Consider the following 19,688-nt stretch of genomic DNA (forward strand, 5'->3'; position numbering starts at 1 on the left):
GACTCCCCGGAGCGTGTGTTCGCTCGACACGAACTGTGCTCACTCACACCGCGTCAGGGAATCGACAGCGCCACCTGGACCGAGTCCTCCGACGGCGACGTCACCTTTGCGTCCCGGCTCCACAGCATGTCCAGCGCTGCCTTGGGCTTGGCAAGAACCCACTCCCGGGCGGCGTTCTTGATCAGCGTCGGAGTTGCGCACCCGCAATCGCTGTTCACCCCGTCTGCGTCGATGCCGACGTCTCGGCACAATGCCACGGCGCGTGGCACGTGATACCCCTGAGTGACGATCAACGCCTTGGTCACCCCATACGTATGTATGGCCCGGAAGCAGGTGTCATAGGTGTCGAGGCCGTACGGATCCCCCACGATGCGACGCTCATCTATTCCCTGCTCCACCAGGTAGTTCGTCATCGCGGCGATCTCGTCACCCGAGCCGCCGTTCGCGTCGCCGGAGACCAGGACCGCTTTAGCCTTTCCCGCTTCCACCAGTTCGACTGCTGCGTCCAGCCGCCCCTTCAGGAAAGCCATCGGCTTGCCGTCCTTGATCTGCGCGCCCAGCACGATCACGACCGGAGCATCGGGAGCATCGGCGGCGTCCGACGTGTGGCCGGCCGACGCCACGGAAATCCACACGATCGAGCCCGCGTAGACAACTGCTCCGAGCACCGCAATGCCTGCGACCCAACGAGGCCACCGGCGCTTGCGCGGCGGTTTCACTGGATCTGCAGCAGCTTCGTCCATTCGTCGATCAAACCACACGGTTTGCTCATGGCTCGAGCGCTCGGTCGATCCTCCATCCCTCCGCGCCACTGCGCTCGGCCCACAGATCCGAGTACTTTCCACCTCGCGCGATCAGGTCTTCGTGGGAACCGACCTCCTCCACCCCACCGTCTTCGAGGTAGACGATGCGATCTGCTCCCTCAATAGTCGACAGGCGATGAGCGATGATCACCACCGTTCGACCACGGGCCAATCGGTGAATTGCCTCGGTGATGGCGACTTCGTTCTCTCCGTCGAGGGCTGAAGTCGCTTCATCGAGTAGAACTATCGGAGTGTCCTTGAGGAATGCCCGCGCAATCGAGACCCGCTGACGTTCACCGCCGGACAGCAGTGATCCGCCTTCACCTACCCTGGTCTCCTCACCGCTCGGCAAACGGTCGATCACTTCGCCTAGCCTGGAATCCACCACTGCTTGACGGACCTCCGACTCGGTGGCATCCGGTCTCGCCAACCGAACGTTCTCCAGGATGGTTCCGTCGAACAGGTAAACCTGCTGTGAGACAGTCGATATCCGAGACATCAATGCTCTCGTTCCGATGTCGCGAACATCGGCTCCCCCGATGGATACCGCACCTTCGTCTACGTCCCAGAATCTGGAGATCAGCCGAACCAGAGTTGTCTTTCCGGAACCGGAAGGACCGACCAGAGCAGTGACCGAGCAGTCCGGGAATTCGAGACTCACGTTCCGAATCACGCGATCCGGGCCGTAGCCGAAGGAGACCGAATCGAACCGAATATTATACGACGTAGGCTCTTTCGGCACCTCAGGTTCCGCCAGCACCGGTACATCGATCATCTCTCGGACAGATCCGAGCGACACCCGGGCCAGTGAGATACCTTCACCGAATCCTGCGAGCATTTGCATCGGCTCCACGAACCTCACGGCCAACACGAGAACAACGATCACGCTTGCTGTGTCGATGGACCCGGTGGTGACCAGCAGTGCCGCCAGAACCAGGACGGTGAGAAAGGCAACCTGAACGACGATCATGAAGCGCAGCAGATACTTGTCGACCGATCCGATTTCCTGCAGGTGTGCGTCCCGGTTGGACACAAGAGCTTCGTCCAACCGGGTCCAGCCTTCGCCACTCTTACCGGCCGAACGTAGAACTTGCTGCGCCTGTGCATATTCGACGACGCGCGATGCCAACTCGGATTCGCTCTTGCCGATCGCCTCGTATTCGGGAACAACCGCCCGCTGCACGTTGCGGTAAGCCCGAATCCCCAGTGGAACGAAGACGACCATCGCGAGAGACAGTCGCCAGTCCACAAACAAGACAGCGATCGCCACTGTCGCTGGAGTCACCGTGACGGTGACGAGTTGCGCGATGATCATTCCCGGGATGCTCATCAAGATTGCCGTGCCCTCGGTGACCAGGCGAGTGAACGCTCCACGATTTGCCTTGCTGAACCACCCGAGCGGAACCTGCACCAAGTGCTCACCGAGGCGATGCATGATTCCACCGGCAAAACCATCGATTCCGATGCGGTACGCCCGATTCTCGGCGATCCACCGTACGGTGCCACAGGCCACCGCCACGAGAGCAGCCGTGACAACCCACGGCACTGCGGCGTCGTAATCGCCGCGAACCACCGCTTTCAGGATCGGAATCATCAGTGCAAAGACGATACCCTCGAGTATCCCGGCGAGCGTGAAACCTGCTATCTGACCTCGCATCCCATTGTCGCGCCCGAGGATTTCGTCCAGGTCTCGAATCATTGCAGCGCCTTTCGCGGAGATATGTCTTCGACGAGGGGGTTCTGGAGCGCCCACATCCGCGCGTAGGTTCCGCCGAGCGCCGACAACTGTTCGTGCGTACCCTTTTCCACGATCCGTCCGGCGTCGAGAACGAGTATCTGATCTGCATATCGGACGGTGTGCAGTCGATGAGCGATCACCATCAGGGTGCCGCCGTCTGCACTGATCTCGCCCAGTGCGCGTTGAACGGCCGATTCACTGTGGGGATCGGCCTGCGAAGTCGCCTCGTCCAGGATGACGATCGGCGGGTTCTGAAGGATGGCGCGGGCGATCGTCAGGCGTTGCTTCTCCCCACCCGACAGCTCACCGCCCGAACCACCACCGATCTCGGTGTCGTACCCGTCCGGCAGTCGCATGATCACGTCGTGAATCTGCGCCCGCCTCGCCGCTGTCTCCACTTCCAGATCCGTTGCATCCGGTCGACCGAGCCGAATATTCTCGCGCACGCTGTCCCGCAGGAGCACAACATCTTGGAAGACGATGGCCATTGATCTCAAGACTTCGCGACTGGACTGATCTCGTAAATCGCTTCCGCCCAGTCGAATAGACCCGTCCGTGACGTCCCAGAACCGCGGAAGTAGACGCGCCAAAGTGGTCTTTCCGGAGCCGGAGGGGCCAACGATCGCGGTCACGGTGCCCGGTTGCATCTCGAAGGAGATGTTCTCGAGGACGCGCTGCCCAGTGGTGTATTCGAAGCCGACGCTGTCGAATTCGACCAAAGTGCTGCGAGCAGGCACTGCATCCTGAGGTTCGGCCAGCTCTGGTTCGCCGAGGATGCTCTCGACGTGAGTCGCTCCCAGTTGGCCTTCGCGGTAGAGGTTGGCCATCGTTCCCATGTGCAGAACCGACGACGGAACACCGATTCCGACGACCAGATAGGCAACAAGAGCTACCGGGGTAATCCAACCCCCGGACAACATTGCAGTTCCCGTCGCCGTGATGACCACGATGAGTACCGCCGGTGAGAGGAGGATCGACATCGCGACCACCGGCCTTCCCATCCCCGACATCCATCGCACGCACACCGCAACCATCGAATCGACAGCGCTCGAGTAGCGCGCGAATGCGCGACTCCCACTCCCGTACGTCTTGACAACCTCGATACCGTCGCCCAGTTCTACTGTCGCAGAAGTCAATGTCGACATTGCAAGATTCCAGGAGTCGACGTTCGTTCGATAGGCTCTGCGCATCGACGGCGCGGCGAGAGCGAGACACACTCCGATGTAGCCGACCAGGACCAGGCTGAACTTCCAGTCCATCGCCACCAGATAGATCAGGGCCACTATCGGCGACAGGATCGCGGGCACCACGTCGGCGGGAAGGTGAGCGACGAGAAGATGCATCCGCTTCACGTCGTCCGTCATCGCCTGCTTCACTTCACCGGTGCCACCATTTGCAAACCACCCCAGAGGAACTCGGGACAGATGCCGAGCGATACGCGAGCGGATCGAGTATTTGAAATGCGCGTCGGCGGTGTGACACACGGTCAGTGCTGCGTTGTAGACGACAAAACCGAGAATTGTGCCCGCTGCACCGATTGCGGCCCACATCCAGACCAGGTTCAACGACGAGCCGGTCAGGAGCACCCGCGCGATCTCGACCACCGCAACGTAGGGCAGGAATCGCAACGGCACCGACAGTGCCGACAGACCCGCCCCTAGGAGGAGTTGATTTCTCACCGGCGCGGTCATCCTGCCCAAAGCGTCTCGGTCGACGAGTCCAGGCGAGTCTTCCGGGGCTGCGGACTCGTTCACTTTCATTGCCGCACTCACTCTTCGACGATGATCGTGCCGGTCATGTTCGGATGTGGTGTGCACGTGTAGGTGAACGTTCCGGCTTTGTCGAAGGTCTGACTGTAGGTTCCACTTCCTTGGAGATCGCTCTTGATCCCCAACTCGGCGAACACGACATCGTGCGGCATTCCCTGGTCCTCGAAAATCCACGTGACGGTCTGTCCTGTGTGCACGGTGACGGAGTTCGGTGTGTACGCAAGGTTTTTCACCGAGATCTCGACCGGCGCTTGCTCGGTAGATCCCGTCGAATCGTTGCCGCACGACGTCAGTGTGAATACCGCTGCAACAGCGATCAATGTGGTCAATCCGGTGCGAAATGACATTCTGCTCTCCTCATCGAACGTAGTGGAGGTCGGCAGTCATCCCGGCCTCGAAGTGGTACGCGTTGTGACAGTGAAACATCCACCGTCCTGGATTGTCGGCGTCGAAGTCGATCGCCATTTGTGTACGCGGAAGTACGATCACGGTGTCTCGGCGAAGCCCGCCGTAGGAGGGAACCGAGAAGGTGTGCCCATGGGTGTGCATCGGGTGCCACATGTCGGTGTCGTTGTTCATGACGATTCGTATTCGCTCGCCCTGCTTCATTCTCAACCGACCTGCATCGGCGCCCGCCATTCCCCAGAGGTATCGATCGCCGGCCTGAATGAGATCCACCGAATACGCACGATCCGGTGCCCTCTGCTCCAGCGCTCCTGACGGGCGAAGCTCCGATTCCAGAACGAGCCGACCGCCGGAACCTGACAGCACTGCAGGCGAAGTCAGGTCGACGACCGCTACCGAATCCGGCGTCCGAAGCAGGCACGCGACGCCACCTGACTTCCCTTCCACCTTCGCGGCGATGGGCCACGAGCCGGACTGCACCGTCACCAATACGTCGTATCGCTGCGCGGGTGCGATCAGAATCTCGTCTCCGGCTGTGTAGGCAACGTCCTGCCCGTCAGCACTGACAACGGTCATCTCGTGCCCGGCGACCGAGAAACGGTACGGAGTCTCCGCCCCGGCATTGATCACCCGCAATCGAAGCCGAGTTCCGGCCGTCGCACTGACGACGAAGGGATCTTCCACAGGCCGTCCGTTGATCAGGTGCAGTGGATACGTGATGTGCGTTGCCATTCCACCGAGCGCCTCGGAATTTCCGTGACCACTGCCGAGAAGTTCTGCGGCAGAATCAATCTCTGCACCATCGACTTCCGGTGGAGTGCCGCCGTGCCCGTGGTGTCCTCCCTGCACGTCCGGTGACAATGCGCGAAGCACTGCATCCGGGGTTGTTCCCAGCCCGTCGAGCCAGTCGTCGATCACGATGACGACGTCCTCTTCGGCTCCGGTCCGGTCGTTCGGGTCCTCGACCACGAGTGCACCGAATAACCCTCGATCGGCCTGCAAGCCTGAATGGGAGTGGTACCAATATGTTCCGTGATCCGGGGCCACGAAGTCGTAGGTGAACTCGGCACCTGGTTGGATTCGTTCCTGGGTGACCGGCGGGACGCCGTCCATGTCGTTGCGGATCGCAATGCCGTGCCAGTGCACCGAGGTCTCCGTCGGAAGGTCGTTCTGCAAAAGAACGTTGAGCTGGTCTCCCTTGGAGATTCGAAGCTCCGGGCCAACTGCTTCCGCACCGTACGACCATGTGTCGACCTCTCCGGCGCCCAGACTCACCCGAGCCGGTGCAGCTGTCAGATTCCGTTCGACTGTGCGCCCGCTATGAAATCTCTCCTGTTCGGCAGCACGAACTTCGTCGTCGAACGGTGAAATCTCAGAACCGGTTTCGTTCGCCGAACCACGGCTGCACGCACTCAGTGCCACAGAACCCAAAGCCGCAGAACCCACAGCCGCAGAGCCGAGCGTCACCGCTCCCCATCGCAGAGCCAGGCGCCGACTCAACGCTCTCGAACTCATGCCGTCAGCGCCGTGAATTCCTGATAGCGCGTCGCGGCAACAGCTTCGGTTCCGGTGCCGGTCAGATTGCCGGCAGCCATGGCATCCATGTCCTCGATCATCCAGAAGGTGGCGAAGGGATGAGTGGCAAGCCACATGTCTCCGTTGACCTTGGCCACTCGGTTCTCCTGCACCGCTGAAAGACTCGAGAATCCGGGAACACCGGCAACCTTGCCGAACTCGTACACGCCCTCGTCGAACACGGCTACGATCCGAGCATCCTGCGCCGGGATCGCCTCGTCGGACAGGGGCGCATACGGCAGTCCTCCAGCGGCATTCGCTCGCTGGGATTCCGGACGCCCGAAGCCGCTCTCCGCCAACAGCAACGACGGCGGCGCCTGCTCGGTGGTGGTGGCAAGGATTCCAGAACTGCTCATCAGCACCGACACGGTGTTCACTTCACCACCGGACCGAGCAGAGACGTCAGCGATCTTGCCCTCCAAAGCGACAGTCAGCTTGTCGGCAACCGACTGACGATCAAAAGCGCGTCCGAAGAAGGCAAGATTCTCACGCCACGGAGTGGTGACGGCCGGGACCGGCACTGTGGGGACGGTCGACGCGAGGGAGTCGTAGTAGCTCCGATCGCCCATCGACGTGAAGATGACCAGTCCGGGATCCTGGGCGAGTACCTGCTCGATCGGGGGTGCACCGAGCGGCGGCACCGTGACCACCTCGGTACCCGCTGACGCCAAGATGTCCTGGCCGATCTCCGATCCCCACGACGTGAAGACCACGTCAGGGGTGATGCCGACGGCAAGGAGACCGAGTGCGGCGTATTCGTCGAGGGAAACAATTCGCCCGAGGTCGCCCGGAACCGACGTCTCACCGAATTCATGGGACACAACACGCGTTCCCTCGGCAGGTTCCGTCGTCGGTCCCGCCTCACTCGAGCTACAGGCGGCCGCAGTCAGGGCAACGACACTGACCAGCAGCGAAGCACCCAGCCTCGATAGGTAACCGGGTCGCGTTTTCAACTTCATGGTGTCCTTCAGCTTCGAAAAATCGGGGGGGTTCGCATAAATCCGAGCACTGCTCGGATTTGGCAAGTAAACCTCACCTAAGTTCATCCGTCAATCGCTTGCGTCGACTACGCACACCGATCCGACGCCGCTAAGCTCGGTCGGACCATGACTGCGCCATCACCTGACAAGAAGTCCGCCGCGACATCGGAGCGCCGCCGGAGTTACAACACCGGGATCACTGCGGACGCAGTGGTGACCGTGGCGTTCGGGCTCAGTCGCGAGCACGGAGTCGAGGGCTGGTCGCTGCGGCAGCTGCTCGGCGAACTCGATACGTCGTTCTCCGTCGTCTATCGACTCGTCGGAGATCGGGACGCACTCTCGGCTGCAGTGGTCGACAGTGCGGTGTCGGCCGTGAACGTTCCATCCGCACAAGAAGATTGGCGTCAATGGCTGAAACATCTGCTCTTGCAGATGCGAGAGGCATTGATCGAGTGTCCAGGTGCGGCGCAGTGGCTGCTGATGAACGGAGTTGCCACCCAGCACAGCCGGGAACTCATGGAGGCCGGATTGGCATCGCTGATCGACGCCGGGTTCGGGGAAGAAGCCGCTCAGGCTTACACCGTCGCCTTCACCTCGACAACCACACTGATCGCCATGAACGACGCCAGGCGCATTCCCAGCGGACAGCCTTCACCCGATCACAGCGCGATGCTGGAACGACTGAGTAACGACGGACCCTCAGATCCTCGTTCATCGATGGAGACACTGATCGGGAAGTTCGCCGGTCCACCGGATGCTGCGGAAGCAACACGGGCAGAACACTATCGCTACACACTCGACCGTGTCCTCGACGGCCTCGAGGCGCGGCTGAACGCAATCAAGGAGTCACAGAAATGACCGAGGGTCGCTGTCGCAGTTGTGCGACAGCGACCCCGCGGATGATCTGGATTCTCGGTATGCCTAGCGGAACAGGTTCGCGACGAACGGAATCGTGTCGGCCTGTGATTCGACCAAAGCGCCGCTGTGATCGGTGTTGTAGGTCTTGAACGTGACCGGTTCACCGTTGGCGACCAACGCTGCAACCAGCGAAAGTGCAGACGGTGCAGGGACATCCACGTCAAGCAGGCCCTGGCCGATGAAGATAGGGCGGTCGTATCCACTGGTCGGTACACCCATGTAATCGTTCAGCAGACCCTGGAAGTTCGGGATCTGACTGAGCGGGCGGGAAAAGATGTCACCGAGGACCAGATCCTTGGAAGCCTCGTCCAGGTCTGCGGCGCAGAGCTTTTCGGCCGAGTCGACCTTTTCCCTTCCCAAGTCGTTCAGGTAGGAATTCAAGTCGATCTCGGGGTGCGCTTCCCGCAAGCCCGCGAGGATGTAGAGCGCGTACGACGTCAATCCGCCGCCGAGGGCGATGGGCGGGAAGCCCGGACCGGCAGGCAGGAGGGTCAACTCGATGTTGGCCGGCACTCCGGTACCCACCCCGCCGCGATAGTCGAGAGAATCCCCACCGTATTCAGTGGCGTAGCGCGCCGTCGTGATGGCCGCACCGCCGCCCTGCGACTGCCCGACCACCGCCCACCGATTCGAGATGGTGGGGTCGATCACCCGAGCAGCCTTGACCGAGTCGACGACGCTGTGCGCCTCCACCTTTCCGTCGAGATACGGCATCAGCCCCGGTGTTCCCAGACCGACGTAGTCGGTGGCGACTACGGCGTAGCCCTCGGAGAGCCAACGCCCCAGGTAGGGGTAGTCGCGCTCGGGCAGGCCAGGACCGACCAGCGAAGGGGCACAGGAATCGTCGAGTCCCGTGGTGCCGTGCGCCCACGCAATGACGGGCCAACCACCTTCCGGTGCCGGACCGGCCGGGACGTAGTACGCGCCACTGCTCAGCGCAGGCCCGCCGTTGGAACCGATGGTCCAGTACGTGAATCGCTTGGCGTCGGCGGTACCCGGAATCCACAGATCTTTCGGTAGCGGCTCACTCGACACCACAGTGCCGGTGGCTTGCGACGCGCTCGGTGCCTGTGCGGACGCGATGGGCGCAGCAACGGCGGAGCCGATCGTTGCAGCACAGAGGGCTGCGATGGATATGCGGGCAAACGACTTCGACTGGAATTTCACGTCTGACGACTCCGGTTCGTGCGGTGGGCGACCTCGTTGGACGTTATCGTAGATTTTGTTTAACCGATCGGTCAAGCAAAATCTTGCAGCTTCGTGAAACGTATATGTCGAGATTCCGGCCCCAACTCCGACCTAGCATCGAACCGCACGAAAAAACAGTAGGAGGATGTGTCCATGGCACACGTACAGCGTTTCGACCACATCGGCATCACCGTCGCGGACCTCGAATCAGCGACGGCATTCTTCGTCGGTCTGGGTCTCGAGGTGGAGGGCACCGGATCCGTGGAGGGTGAGTTCGTGGAAACCGTCTGCGGTATCCCTGGAGCCAAGTGCGAAATCGCCATGCTGCGCCCGCCGGGCGAAGGACCACGGCTCGAGCTCTCGTCCTTCGTCACGCCCGAGCACGTACCCGGATCGCCTGCTCCGATGGCCAACGAGATCGGGATACGCAACGTGTCTTTCGAGGTGGGCGATCTCCAGGTTGCGGTCGACGCGGTGGCTGCGGACGGTTACGGACTCATCGGCGGGATCGGCGAGTACGAGAACAGCGTGCGCATGGCCTACGTCCGGGGGCCTGAAGGGATCATCGTGTCCCTGTTCGAGCAGATCGCCTGAAGCGTCACGGCATTCGGAGCGTCAGATCGCCTTCCAGGAGCTGGCCAGAGCGCCCATCGCAGCCGCGAATTCGGCGAACGCCGCGTCGATTCTGACGCGGTCACCGGTGGTCACCAGATCGAGCGTCAACCCGCGAATCTGCGCCAACACGATCGTCGCGTAGCGATCAGCGCGATCGGGTGGACATCCGTGCGCGAGCGCAGCTTCCGCCAAACCACCCAACCAGTCCCCCACCACATGGTCGAGAAACTCGCGATACCGCTCCGGATGCAACAACGCCTGTCCGTAGATCTCGAACATCAAGCGAAAGTTCGGCAACGATTCCGCTGATGTGCGCCCATTCCAGTAACTCGTCAACATCTCGACGATGTCGGTCCCGGAAGAGATGTCGAGAGAAGAGCTGTCTCGCAGGGTGGCAACTACTTCAGTGAGCAGTTGTTCCTTCGAACCGAAATGATGGATGAGTGTCGCATGACTGATCCCCAGATCCTTGGCCAATGGCCGCATGGACAGTTCACCGACGCCGTTCGCCGTGACGTACGCGGTTACCTGCTCGAGCAATTCGGCACGGCGATGCTGGTAACGCAGTTTCCGGCCGTCGACCGGCGTGCTGTCCTCCACCTGCAGGAGCCTACGCAGTACCGGAAACACAGCAGTACCGGAAACACGGCAGTACCGGAAACACGGCAGAACCGGTTACACGGTGACGTGGTGGCGATCCGATCGACTGATCGTCACAGCGGCGACGACAACTCCGATCACCACGCCGATGAGAGTGTCCGCGACGCGAGCCACTGCCGCTTCGGTCCCGATCGGAGCACTGAAACCGATGAGGAGCAGTGCCATCGGGGTGACGGCCAGTGATGTCAGTGCATAGTTCTTGATCACGAGCAGCTCAGCAGCAGTCTGCAGAATCACGACCACGGCAACCGCTTGCCAGTAGCCGAGCGTCAATGCGATGAGAGCAGCAGCGACGACGGCGCCACCGACATTTCCCACCAACCGCTGAATCCCACGCTGGACGGTCTGCTTGTAGTTCAGCCCCTGCATCGCGGCGATGGCACCCATCGACGCCCAGAGCGGATGCTCCAATCCGGCTCCCGCCGCGAGCCAACCGGCCAGAGCCGACGCTGCCACGATGCGGAGAGCATTCATCCGCACCGGGCGCGAATACAGCCGATTCAATCCTTCGAGAAAATAGCCTTCGGGCGCGGCCAGGTTCTTTGCCGGTGCGAGATCGTGTTCGATCATGCTGGAACGCTTGAGCTTCCGAAGCTCCTTCTCGTGCCGAGCAATGCTGCGAATCAGGGTGGCGTCGCCGTGCAACTGCCACTCCTGAACTGCCGCTTCTGCTTCGTCGAGCACCGCCACCAGTTCGCGTCCGTGATCGACGGTCGACTTGATCCGGCCACTCGACGCAATAACCAAGCGGGCGTTGGCAATCGATCCGAGCGCCGGTTCCACTCCGCCTGCGCCGGACTGTTCGAGACGCCCCACCGCAGAAACTGCACGGGCAACTGCCAGGCGGGCAGGTCCCATCGGCAGTACGAGCGCTGGGAGCATCGCGGCCGCCCAACCGACCAGAACTCCGAGCGCACCGGCAGTGACCAACCGCGCCAAATCATCAACGCTGGAGGCATATCCGGCTGCACCGGTCGCCGCGAAGACGAGGATGACGGGCCCTGGTCCGGTGATCCGGAAGCCCGACATGAAGCAGTACGACGCACCCGCAAGCAAAGAGAGGATGCCGATCTGCAACCACATCGGAACGCCCGCGACACCCATGGCGCCGCCGAAGGCAATCGAAACCACCAGTGCAGCACCCACCATTGCCAGCTTGCCGGCCAACCGTGGATACGGCTCGTACCTGCCGAACGCGGCGCACAGCGCGCCCAAGGCCGCGAAGCCGGCCAATTCCCGATGCCCGAGCAGTCCGCCGACCACGAGGACTACGGCGGTGGCGAGCCCGACCCTGATCGCGGGGGCGATGGTCGCGTCGGCAGATCCGACGCGAAAAGCCGCTCGCCACGTCGCCCCGGAGACGGTATGTGCAATGGCTTCACTCGAATGAGTGAGACGGCTGGGCGTCCTGGCTGCGGTTTCGGTTCGGCTCACCCAATCAGCATACATTTATTTCACTAGTAAATTACTTGTGAAGTAATGTGAATTCTGTCGCTAAGATAGGGACATGGGCGCGGCGAACAGATCCGAAGACGACTTCATCGACAAAGTCCGTCGCGAATGGAAGCGCGCCTACCCCGAGTTCGACACTGCTCCCGTCGAGGTGATGGGCCGGATCGCCCGCATCAACGCGCAGTCTCTTCACCAGCTCGACCGCGCACTGGCGTCCAGCGGGGTCTCTCGCGCCGAATTCGACGTGATGAGTGCACTTGCTCGCAGTGACCGTCCCCTGCGGGCGAGCGAAGTCACCGCCGTCACGATGGTCAGCGGCGCCGCCACCACAAAACACGCAGACCGCCTGGCCAAGCTGGGCTTTGTCGAGCGTCAGCGCTTCGAACACGACGGACGAGTGGTTCTGCTTCAACTCACCGATGCCGGTCGCGCATTGGTCGAGGCAGAGTTTCCCCGACGCGTCGAGCGAGACCGTCAAGTACTCACCGGACTCGACGAGGACGAACGTGCCCAACTGACGGCACTGCTCAAACGCATCTCACTCAACATCGACTCGGGGATCTGGGACTGACCTACTTCGGCAGCGGCACGTTCTGCAAACGCACCTGACCGCGCGCCACCTCTTTGCCCGATTCCGGATCGGTGATGACCACCGACCACAACTGCTGAACCCGGCCCTGCTGTATCGGCACAGCCACGACGTCCACGCGCCCACCCGTACGCGCCCGCAGGAAATCCGTTCCGTTGTGCACTCCGACGGCAAATTCGCCACGGTCCGCCACTGCAGTGCTGGCCCCGATGCTCGCGGCGGACTCGACGGCGGTCGTGTAGACACCGCCGTGGACTACGCCCCACGGCGTGTGATGCTCCTCGGACAGATCGATGTGCCCGACAACCTTCGTGCCGGACACCTCGTCCAGTTGCAATCCGGCAGCGCTGACAAATCCGCTTGCTGCCTCGAGATTCAATTCCGTCATGACGACCCCTCATCTGCTCCGTTGGATTTCTCGACCTACCTTCCGCCCTCAAATACATGCCGTCAAGTGCTAAGTTGGAATTCCCAACTAACATTTCCAACTAACAGGGGCCCAGAGATGACGGCGACAAAAGGACGCAACTGCTCCATCGCCAACGCCTTGGAGGTCGTCGGCGAGAAGTGGTCACTGTTGGTGCTCAGAGAAATCGCCCTCGGGCAACGACGGTTCGACGAGATCGCCGCGGGCACGGGTGCGAGCCGCGACATCCTCGCCGCGCGTCTACGCACCCTTGTCGACGCCGACGTCCTCACGAAGCGACGCTACGAAGACCATCCACCGCGCTACGAATACGTCGCCACCGAATCAGGGAAGGCGCTCTATCCCATTCTGATGGCGCTCATGGAATGGGGGGACGCCTTTGCGACGACGGGTCCACCGCCAACCGTCGTCGAACACCGTTGCGGTGAGATCCTGCACGCCCAAGTTGTGTGCGCGCACTGCAAAGAGCCGCTGGCCGCCAAAGACGCGCATGTAGTCGAACTCTCGCCGCCTACTCGATAGCGTCAGCGTCCGGGCGGAAACCCGCCTGTTGCGATCGGACCCCAGGAGTCGACGGTGACGCGGATCAGGCTCTTACCCTGCTTGCGCATGGCTTCGCGGTACTCGTCCCAGTCCGGATGATCACCGGCGATGGATCGGTAGTAGTCGACCAACGGTTCCACCGAGTCCGGGAGGTCGATCAACTCCGCGGTTCCGTTCACCTGGACGTACGGGCCGTTCCACTCGTCGGAGTGGATACACAGAGACACCGCCGGGGTGCGGCGGACATTCGCGGCCTTGGCCCGTTCCGGGTACGTGGAGATGACGATCCGACCCTCGTCGTCGACCCCGCACGTCACCGGAGAGATCTGCAACTCGCCGGATTTCTTCACCGTGACGAACGTGGCCCGATGGCGCGGCCTGACGAATTCGAGGAGCTCGGCAAACGACACACGATCTGCGCTGGCGATCTTGGACATGACCTCAGCCTAATTCGATTTACGAACTGACGCTCAGGGCATCTCGATGGTCTGAGCACGTGCGATTTCGCCGATTGCACGAATGATGTACGCGCTCTGAGCTTTCTTCACTCCGGTCGACAAACTCCCGATGACCAGAACCGCCGAACGCAGGTACGCGCCGTGCCCGATACGGAACGAATCGTCTTCCAGATCCGAGATCCCGAGCGCCCCGGTGTAGACCGCAGCGAGCGCCTGCACGTCCAGATCCGGCAGCCACACGATCGTGGACTTGGCGCAGGCGGTGAGCGCATCCTGCACGTCCTCGCTGGACAAGCCGTCCGGATGCGTGTCCTCGAGCAATTCGCGCACGATCGCCGCGTGAACCGAGCTGACCTGCTCGAAAGAGAGCCCGCGCAGTTCCTCGACAGCCACGAGTAGTCCGTCACGATTTGCCGCCCGCACCGCGGCGAGTGCGTCGGCCGTGGCATCGGCGATGTCACGGGCGACCTTCGGCCAATGCGTCGGCCAGCTCTGTTCTGGCGTCCACTGTTCTGGCGTCCACTGTTCTGGCGTCATCGTGGTATCTCCTCGGTCCTCGTGTTCATGCGGAAGCCTTCCACATCCCACCGACAGGCCAGGCGATCCGTCAGCGCAGCCGCTCCAACAAGGACATTGCGTTGTGCGGCGCAAAGCCTTTCATGTCGTTGTCGAAGTAGACGTACACGTCGAGGCCCTCGTCCATCCAATCCCGAAAGCGCTTGGACCACTTGTCCAGAGCTTCGTCGGTGTACCCACTCGCATACAGTTCCTTGTCCCCGTGCATCCGCACATAGACAAAATCGGCAGTAGGAGTGGTGATGCGGGGATACCTGCCGGCTGTGTCTGCGACGACAAAACCGATGGAGCGCTCGCGCATCAGGTCCACGGCTTCGTCGGTCTCGAAGCTGGCGTGCCGCGCTTCCACCGCGTAGCGAATCGGCACGTCCCTCTCGGTCTGGGCGAACACTCGGTCTTCGGTGAGTTTGTCGTCGTGCTGTGCTGCCAGATCGGCTGCAGCCTGCGTGGTACGGGGAAGACCGTCGAAGAAGTCGGCCAATCGCTGCGATTCGAACTGCAGCGTCGGAGGTAGTTGCCACAGAATCGGCCCGAGCTTGGGGCCGAGGGCGAGCGTTCCGGCGGCAAAGAAGTTGGCGAGTCCGTCACGGGCGTCGAGCAGCCGTTTCATGTGTGTGATGTACCGGCCGCCCTTGATCGCGAACACAAAATCTTCGGGAGTTTCGCTGCGCCATTTGGTGTAGCTTTCCGGCTTCTGCAGCGCGTAGAACGAGCCGTTGATCTCGATCGACGCCAATCTCTCTGCGGCATAAGACAATTCTTTGCGGTGAGCAAGACCTTTCGGATAGAAATCTCCGCGCCACGCGGGATACGTCCACCCGGAGATACCTACCCGAATATCTGCCATCGATTCAGACTAAGCGGCACTCGAGCGTTTTGGCACTCCGTGTTTCAAACTCCGGCGCTGAGCGCGACGGATACCGGTACGACGGTCAGGCACACCACCGCACCGATGAACAACGCGATCACGAGGCGACGGTCCCACTTTCCGCGTGCACCACTGGCAGCGAGCATGAAGATCACAAAACCTACACACACGGACACGATAGTCACGATCACCGGAGTTCCAACCATGCCGTGATTGTCCCCTACCCATTGCCACCGAGCGCCCTACGGGTACACGATCGAAGTACCCATCCCGAGCTAGGAGTGGAAATGCCGAAATACCTCTGGCAAGTGACGTACTCACCCTCCGGCGCCGCCGGTCTACAGCAGGAGGGAGGCACTGCGCGGCGCGACGCGATAACGCGAATGGTCGAAAGCATCGGTGGCACTGTCGAATCCTGCCACTTCGCACTGGGCGGTCACGACATGTTCGTGATCGGCAACCTGCCGGACGACGTCGCGGCAGCCGCATTGAGCATTCGCACGGCTGCGGCAGGTGCAGCACGCTCGGAGTCGATCACACTGCTCACGCCGGAGCAGATCGACGAGGCAGTCAAGCGACCGACCGACTACCGCGCGCCGGGCAAATGACGACGGAAGGAATAGATCCCGGCAGCAGCCGAGTTGCACCCGCTGTGACGGAGACTACGAAAACACCTGACCTGGGCACCTACGGAATCTGGCGAGGAGCGGCCGGTTTGCCGCCCGAGCTGGGAACTGCGATCGAGAAACTCGGTTTCGGCACCATCTGGATCGGCGGCTCCCCACGCGCCGATCTACGGATCGCCGAGAAACTTCTCGACGCGACCGAGCACATCACCGTGGCAACCGGAATCGTCAACATCTGGTCCTCACCTGCGGCTGAGGTGGCGGAGTCCTATCACCGACTCGAAGCCGCGCACCCGGGGCGATTCCTGCTCGGCGTAGGCGTCGGACATCCGGAGGCGACCGGCGACTACACCAAGCCGTACGCCTCACTCGTGTCGTACCTCGACGAACTCGACGCGGCCCAGGTCCCGGAATCGCGGCGCGTCCTCGCCGCACTGGGGCCGAAGGTGTTGAAACTGTCCGCCGCTCGCGCCGCCGGCGCGCATCCGTACCTGACCACCCCCGAACACACGGCCGAAGCTCGCGAAATCCTCGGCCCTTCGAAGATCCTGGCCCCCGAGCACAAGGTTGTCCTGGAAACCGATCCGGAGAAGGCCAGAGCAATCGGTCGCCCCGCCGTCGCCAACCCGTATCTGTATCTGCGCAACTACACGAGCAATCTCGAGCGCCTCGGTTTTGCGCCCGAAGAGTTGGCCAACGAGGGGAACGATCGCGTCATCGACGCCCTGGTTGCGCGGGGTACCGCGAAGTCCATCGCGGATCGACTTCGGGAGCATGTCGCGGCGGGTGCCGATCACGTTGCGATCCAAGCACTTCCCGCCGAAGGTGATCCGATCGCGACCTACGAAGCACTGGCCGCCGAACTCTTCGACTGACCGGACAACCCTTGACTTGGATAAGTAGTGTCCGAGTATACTTGGACACTACTTATCCGAGTAAAGGAGAAAACATGAAGATCGTCATTTTCGGAAGCGGACTCATCGGAAGCCAGGTCGCCGCCAAGCTCGCTGACGCCGGGCACGACGTGAAGGCGCTCGGTCGCGGCGACGGGATCGACATCACCACCGGCGCAGGTATCGCCGAGGCAGTCGAGGGTGCCGACGTCGTCGTGGATCTGACCAATTCCCCGTCGTGGTCGGACGACGACGTCTTGGCCTTCTTCCGCGACGGAACCGGCCACATCCTCGCCGCGGAAGAGAAGGCGGGCGTCGGGCACCACGTCATCCTGTCCATCGTGGGTGCCGATCGACTGCCCGATTCCGGGTACATGCGAGCCAAGGTCGCCCAGGAAGACCTGGTCAAAGCGGGCCCGACCCCCTACACGATCGTCCGATCGACCCAATTCTTCGAGTTCGTCGCCGGAATCGCCGACGCGGGAACCACCGACGGCGCCGTCCACGCAACGCCGGGACATCTGCAACCCATCGCGTCTCGAGACGTCGTGTCCCACGTCGCCGAGGTAGTGACCGCCGCGCCGCGAAACGGCACGGTCGAGATTGCCGGACCCGAACCGCTGGGCATCGACGAACTGGTCCGGCGCTTGTTCCTCGTCACCGGCGACAAGCGTTCGGTGATCTCCGATCCCGAAGCCGGCTACTTCGGCGCGAAACTCGACAACTCGGCACTGACCCCGACACCCGGTGCAGATGCATGGATCGCGCCGACAACATACGACGCGTGGCTTGCCGAGAAGGCCTGACGTCGACAACTCGAGCGACGTCCGGCCCTCACCGCTTTCCGCGGCGTCGATAGAGTCCAATCATGAAGCTTTCCGGAGGCGTGGAGTGGTCACTCCACTGCTGCGTGGTTCTGAGCCAGTCCGAGGGGCCGGTACCCACAGCCAGACTCGCCGAACTTCACGGGGTGTCGAAGACATACCTGGCGAAGCATCTGCGAGCGCTCGCGCACGCCGGTCTGGTCAATCCGACCGAGGGCCGAGACGGCGGGTACGTTCTCACCCGGGCTCCCGAGAAGATCACCGTTCTCGACGTCGTACAGGCCGTTGACGGCACCGAACCTGCGTTCCGGTGCACGGAGATTCGACAGCAAGGAATCCTCGCCGCCCCACCGGAACAGTGCCGTTCCGCCTGCGGAATCGCCAAGGTCATGGCCGACGCCGAAAAAGCCTGGCGCGCATCACTGTCGGGGGTCACTATTGCAGATCTTGCTGCAACCCTGGACCTTCCGGCACTCAGAAAGATCCTGACCACACCGATCACACCCTAGAGCAGCCCACACCCCACGAGACGGCAATCCATCGTTCAACTATCGGGTACCTTGTTCGGGGATCAAATCTTGACGAAGAATCTTCCGGGAATTTTCGCAAGATCTCGGAGGGGGTTTCATGGGAGTCAGTGGCGCTGCGGGGTTGGGGCAGAACATTCGTCAAACAACGGGACTGTTGAGTCGCTGGTGGTCTCTTGCGTACGACGGCGAATGGTTCCCGAGCTTCCTGGCTGCTCGATCGATGTTGGGGACAGCCAGGGTGGTCGTCACCTTTTGGTGTGCTGTGTTCGTGGCACTCGCCGTACTGGCTCAATTCGTGAAGGGTGGCGCAACCGAGCTCCCTGAACGGCTCGCGGCGGGCGCAGCATGCATGATCGCGCTCTACTGCATGATTCGCTGGTCACTCGGTCGGTCTTGGCCGAGTCACCATCAATCCGTTCGTTTCGTTTCGCTCACCAATATCTGCTTGTCCTTGATACTTCTCGCCGGAATCCATTCGAGCTTCCTGGCATTGACCGGCACCGTTCTGTTCGTGGTCGTCGCGAACTATTCGTCGGTATTCCACAGCCCTCGAATAGTCACCGCACAGATCACCGGTGCGCTGTTCGTCGTTGCGCTACTGACAATTCGAGCTGTAACCGATCCGGATACCGACTCTTCGCTGTCGGTGTCCACTGGATTCGTCATCGGGTGTGTTATCGCTTCAGCTTCGATGACCGTGCATTTCCTCGTCCTGTATTTGACCGACGACGCACGACACTCTTGGCGTGATCCACTCACCGCTGCCCTGAATCGACGTGGGCTGCACAATGTCTGGCAACAGTTGTTCGGTGTCGGCGAACTCCAAGGACACGTAGTCCTTGCGGTGGTGATCGATGTCGATTCGTTCAAGAGCGTCAACGACAAACTGGGTCACGCGGAAGGCGATCGGATGCTGGTGACAGTCGGCCGGCGCCTGAACTCGGTGGTCGGAGAGGTCGGGCTGGTGGCGCGGACTGGCGGCGACGAGTTCGTGATTCTCATGCCCGTGGAGCCACGTCGCATCGAACAAACCGTGGTGGACATTCACAATTCGATATCGCGGCCCGCCGGCCGGCAATCGATTTCCGTGAGCGTCGGAGCCAGCGTGTGGCTGTCCTCGACAATCCCGGACGCTTCGGGAACCATCGATCGGATTCTTGCCGATGCCGACAACGCGATGTATCGGGCGAAACGACGAGGTGGAGACCAGGTAGCTTGGGCAGTAACGCATCTGAGCTGAATCGACACGAT

Annotated in this window: 23 protein-coding genes; 9 read left to right on the top strand and 14 right to left on the bottom strand. The window is 61.7% G+C overall.

The genetic code is table 11. From position 1 onward, the window contains the following. Nucleotides 1-53: 53 nt before the first annotated feature. The 6 genes from KTR60_RS25655 to KTR60_RS25680 are packed head-to-tail and all read right to left on the bottom strand — an operon-like array spanning nt 54 to nt 7,249. The gene (locus KTR60_RS25655) at nt 54-743 is read right to left on the bottom strand and encodes a SanA/YdcF family protein (RefSeq protein ID WP_019745580.1); all 690 of its coding nucleotides are present in this window, start codon (nt 741-743) and stop codon (nt 54-56) included. Between the two features lie 25 nt (nt 744-768). Then, the gene (locus KTR60_RS25660; RefSeq protein ID WP_192712169.1) at nt 769-2,502 is read right to left on the bottom strand and encodes an ABC transporter ATP-binding protein; all 1,734 of its coding nucleotides are present in this window, start codon (nt 2,500-2,502) and stop codon (nt 769-771) included. After that, nucleotides 2,499-4,313 (bottom strand): ABC transporter ATP-binding protein, encoded by a 1,815-nt coding sequence (locus KTR60_RS25665; RefSeq protein WP_228401396.1) that lies wholly within the window; start codon nt 4,311-4,313, stop codon nt 2,499-2,501. Before KTR60_RS25665 ends, KTR60_RS25660 begins: the two co-directional genes overlap by 4 nt. Beyond that, nucleotides 4,310-4,657: a plastocyanin/azurin family copper-binding protein gene (locus KTR60_RS25670; protein WP_007729706.1), complete on the bottom strand. Its 348-nt coding sequence runs from the start codon at nt 4,655-4,657 to the stop codon at nt 4,310-4,312. The genes KTR60_RS25665 and KTR60_RS25670 overlap by 4 nt, the downstream gene beginning before the upstream one ends. 10 nt (nt 4,658-4,667) lie before the next feature. Beyond that, on the bottom strand, nt 4,668-6,230 hold the full coding sequence (locus KTR60_RS25675) for a multicopper oxidase family protein (RefSeq protein WP_228401397.1): 1,563 nt from the start codon (nt 6,228-6,230) through the stop codon (nt 4,668-4,670). Beyond that, entirely contained in the window at nt 6,227-7,249 is a 1,023-nt protein-coding gene (locus tag KTR60_RS25680; RefSeq protein WP_042925933.1) for an ABC transporter substrate-binding protein, read from the bottom strand. Before KTR60_RS25680 ends, KTR60_RS25675 begins: the two co-directional genes overlap by 4 nt. 147 nt (nt 7,250-7,396) lie before the next feature. Between KTR60_RS25680 and KTR60_RS25685 the strand changes: the two genes are divergently transcribed. Beyond that, on the top strand, nt 7,397-8,128 hold the full coding sequence (locus KTR60_RS25685) for a TetR/AcrR family transcriptional regulator (protein WP_228401398.1): 732 nt from the start codon (nt 7,397-7,399) through the stop codon (nt 8,126-8,128). Between the two features lie 63 nt (nt 8,129-8,191). On the opposite strand, the gene KTR60_RS25690 is transcribed toward KTR60_RS25685, so the two are convergent. Continuing rightward, the gene (locus tag KTR60_RS25690) at nt 8,192-9,355 is read right to left on the bottom strand and encodes an alpha/beta hydrolase family protein (protein WP_003940397.1); all 1,164 of its coding nucleotides are present in this window, start codon (nt 9,353-9,355) and stop codon (nt 8,192-8,194) included. Between the two features lie 174 nt (nt 9,356-9,529). Here KTR60_RS25690 and KTR60_RS25695 point away from each other — a divergent pair, with 174 nt between their 5' ends. Continuing rightward, a complete protein-coding gene (locus KTR60_RS25695; RefSeq protein WP_228401399.1) occupies nt 9,530-9,970 on the top strand; it encodes a VOC family protein in 441 nt (146 codons plus the stop codon). Nucleotides 9,971-9,991: 21 nt separating this feature from the next. On the opposite strand, the gene KTR60_RS25700 is transcribed toward KTR60_RS25695, so the two are convergent. Further along, nucleotides 9,992-10,591: a TetR/AcrR family transcriptional regulator gene (locus tag KTR60_RS25700; protein ID WP_030536496.1), complete on the bottom strand. Its 600-nt coding sequence runs from the start codon at nt 10,589-10,591 to the stop codon at nt 9,992-9,994. 75 nt (nt 10,592-10,666) lie between these two features. Next, nucleotides 10,667-12,100: an FUSC family protein gene (locus tag KTR60_RS25705; protein ID WP_058038280.1), complete on the bottom strand. Its 1,434-nt coding sequence runs from the start codon at nt 12,098-12,100 to the stop codon at nt 10,667-10,669. Between the two features lie 58 nt (nt 12,101-12,158). Between KTR60_RS25705 and KTR60_RS25710 the strand changes: the two genes are divergently transcribed. Next, entirely contained in the window at nt 12,159-12,674 is a 516-nt protein-coding gene (locus KTR60_RS25710; protein ID WP_003940222.1) for a MarR family winged helix-turn-helix transcriptional regulator, read from the top strand. Nucleotide 12,675: 1 nt separating this feature from the next. On the opposite strand, the gene KTR60_RS25715 is transcribed toward KTR60_RS25710, so the two are convergent. Beyond that, entirely contained in the window at nt 12,676-13,080 is a 405-nt protein-coding gene (locus tag KTR60_RS25715) for a PaaI family thioesterase (RefSeq protein ID WP_003940256.1), read from the bottom strand. A gap of 117 nt (nt 13,081-13,197) precedes the next feature. Between KTR60_RS25715 and KTR60_RS25720 the strand changes: the two genes are divergently transcribed. After that, on the top strand, nt 13,198-13,641 hold the full coding sequence (locus tag KTR60_RS25720) for a winged helix-turn-helix transcriptional regulator (RefSeq protein ID WP_075834550.1): 444 nt from the start codon (nt 13,198-13,200) through the stop codon (nt 13,639-13,641). A 2-nt stretch (nt 13,642-13,643) separates the two neighbouring features. Here the strand turns inward: KTR60_RS25720 and KTR60_RS25725 are convergent, their stop codons facing one another. The 4 genes from KTR60_RS25725 to KTR60_RS25740 all read right to left on the bottom strand — a co-directional run bounded on the left by KTR60_RS25725 (nt 13,644) and on the right by KTR60_RS25740 (nt 15,770). Then, nucleotides 13,644-14,099: a PPOX class F420-dependent oxidoreductase gene (locus tag KTR60_RS25725; protein WP_030536493.1), complete on the bottom strand. Its 456-nt coding sequence runs from the start codon at nt 14,097-14,099 to the stop codon at nt 13,644-13,646. A 33-nt stretch (nt 14,100-14,132) separates the two neighbouring features. Beyond that, the gene (locus tag KTR60_RS25730) at nt 14,133-14,657 is read right to left on the bottom strand and encodes a hypothetical protein (protein WP_228401400.1); all 525 of its coding nucleotides are present in this window, start codon (nt 14,655-14,657) and stop codon (nt 14,133-14,135) included. A 70-nt stretch (nt 14,658-14,727) separates the two neighbouring features. Further along, a complete protein-coding gene (locus KTR60_RS25735; protein ID WP_228401401.1) occupies nt 14,728-15,543 on the bottom strand; it encodes a DUF72 domain-containing protein in 816 nt (271 codons plus the stop codon). Nucleotides 15,544-15,587: 44 nt separating this feature from the next. After that, complete coding sequence (locus KTR60_RS25740; RefSeq protein ID WP_003940600.1) at nt 15,588-15,770, bottom strand: hypothetical protein; 183 nt, start codon at nt 15,768-15,770, stop codon at nt 15,588-15,590. 81 nt (nt 15,771-15,851) lie between these two features. On the opposite strand from KTR60_RS25740, the gene KTR60_RS25745 reads away from it, so the two are divergent. The 5 genes from KTR60_RS25745 (at nt 15,852) to KTR60_RS25765 (ending at nt 19,677) form a co-directional block, all read left to right on the top strand. Next, nucleotides 15,852-16,172, top strand: coding sequence for a GYD domain-containing protein (locus tag KTR60_RS25745; protein ID WP_007729728.1), 321 nt, complete (start codon nt 15,852-15,854; stop codon nt 16,170-16,172). 44 nt (nt 16,173-16,216) lie between these two features. Beyond that, complete coding sequence (locus KTR60_RS25750) at nt 16,217-17,065, top strand: LLM class F420-dependent oxidoreductase (protein WP_030536489.1); 849 nt, start codon at nt 16,217-16,219, stop codon at nt 17,063-17,065. 74 nt (nt 17,066-17,139) lie between these two features. Further along, nucleotides 17,140-17,889, top strand: a complete 750-nt coding sequence (locus KTR60_RS25755; RefSeq protein WP_054188455.1) for an SDR family oxidoreductase — start codon at nt 17,140-17,142, stop codon at nt 17,887-17,889. Nucleotides 17,890-17,951: 62 nt separating this feature from the next. After that, nucleotides 17,952-18,416, top strand: coding sequence for an RrF2 family transcriptional regulator (locus KTR60_RS25760; RefSeq protein ID WP_039973110.1), 465 nt, complete (start codon nt 17,952-17,954; stop codon nt 18,414-18,416). A 118-nt stretch (nt 18,417-18,534) separates the two neighbouring features. Next, entirely contained in the window at nt 18,535-19,677 is a 1,143-nt protein-coding gene (locus KTR60_RS25765; protein WP_228401402.1) for a sensor domain-containing diguanylate cyclase, read from the top strand. The last annotated feature ends 11 nt before the right edge of the window (nt 19,678-19,688 follow it).

The organism is Rhodococcus sp. C1 (assembly GCF_020809065.1).
GTDB lineage: Bacteria > Actinomycetota > Actinomycetes > Mycobacteriales > Mycobacteriaceae > Rhodococcus_F > Rhodococcus_F qingshengii.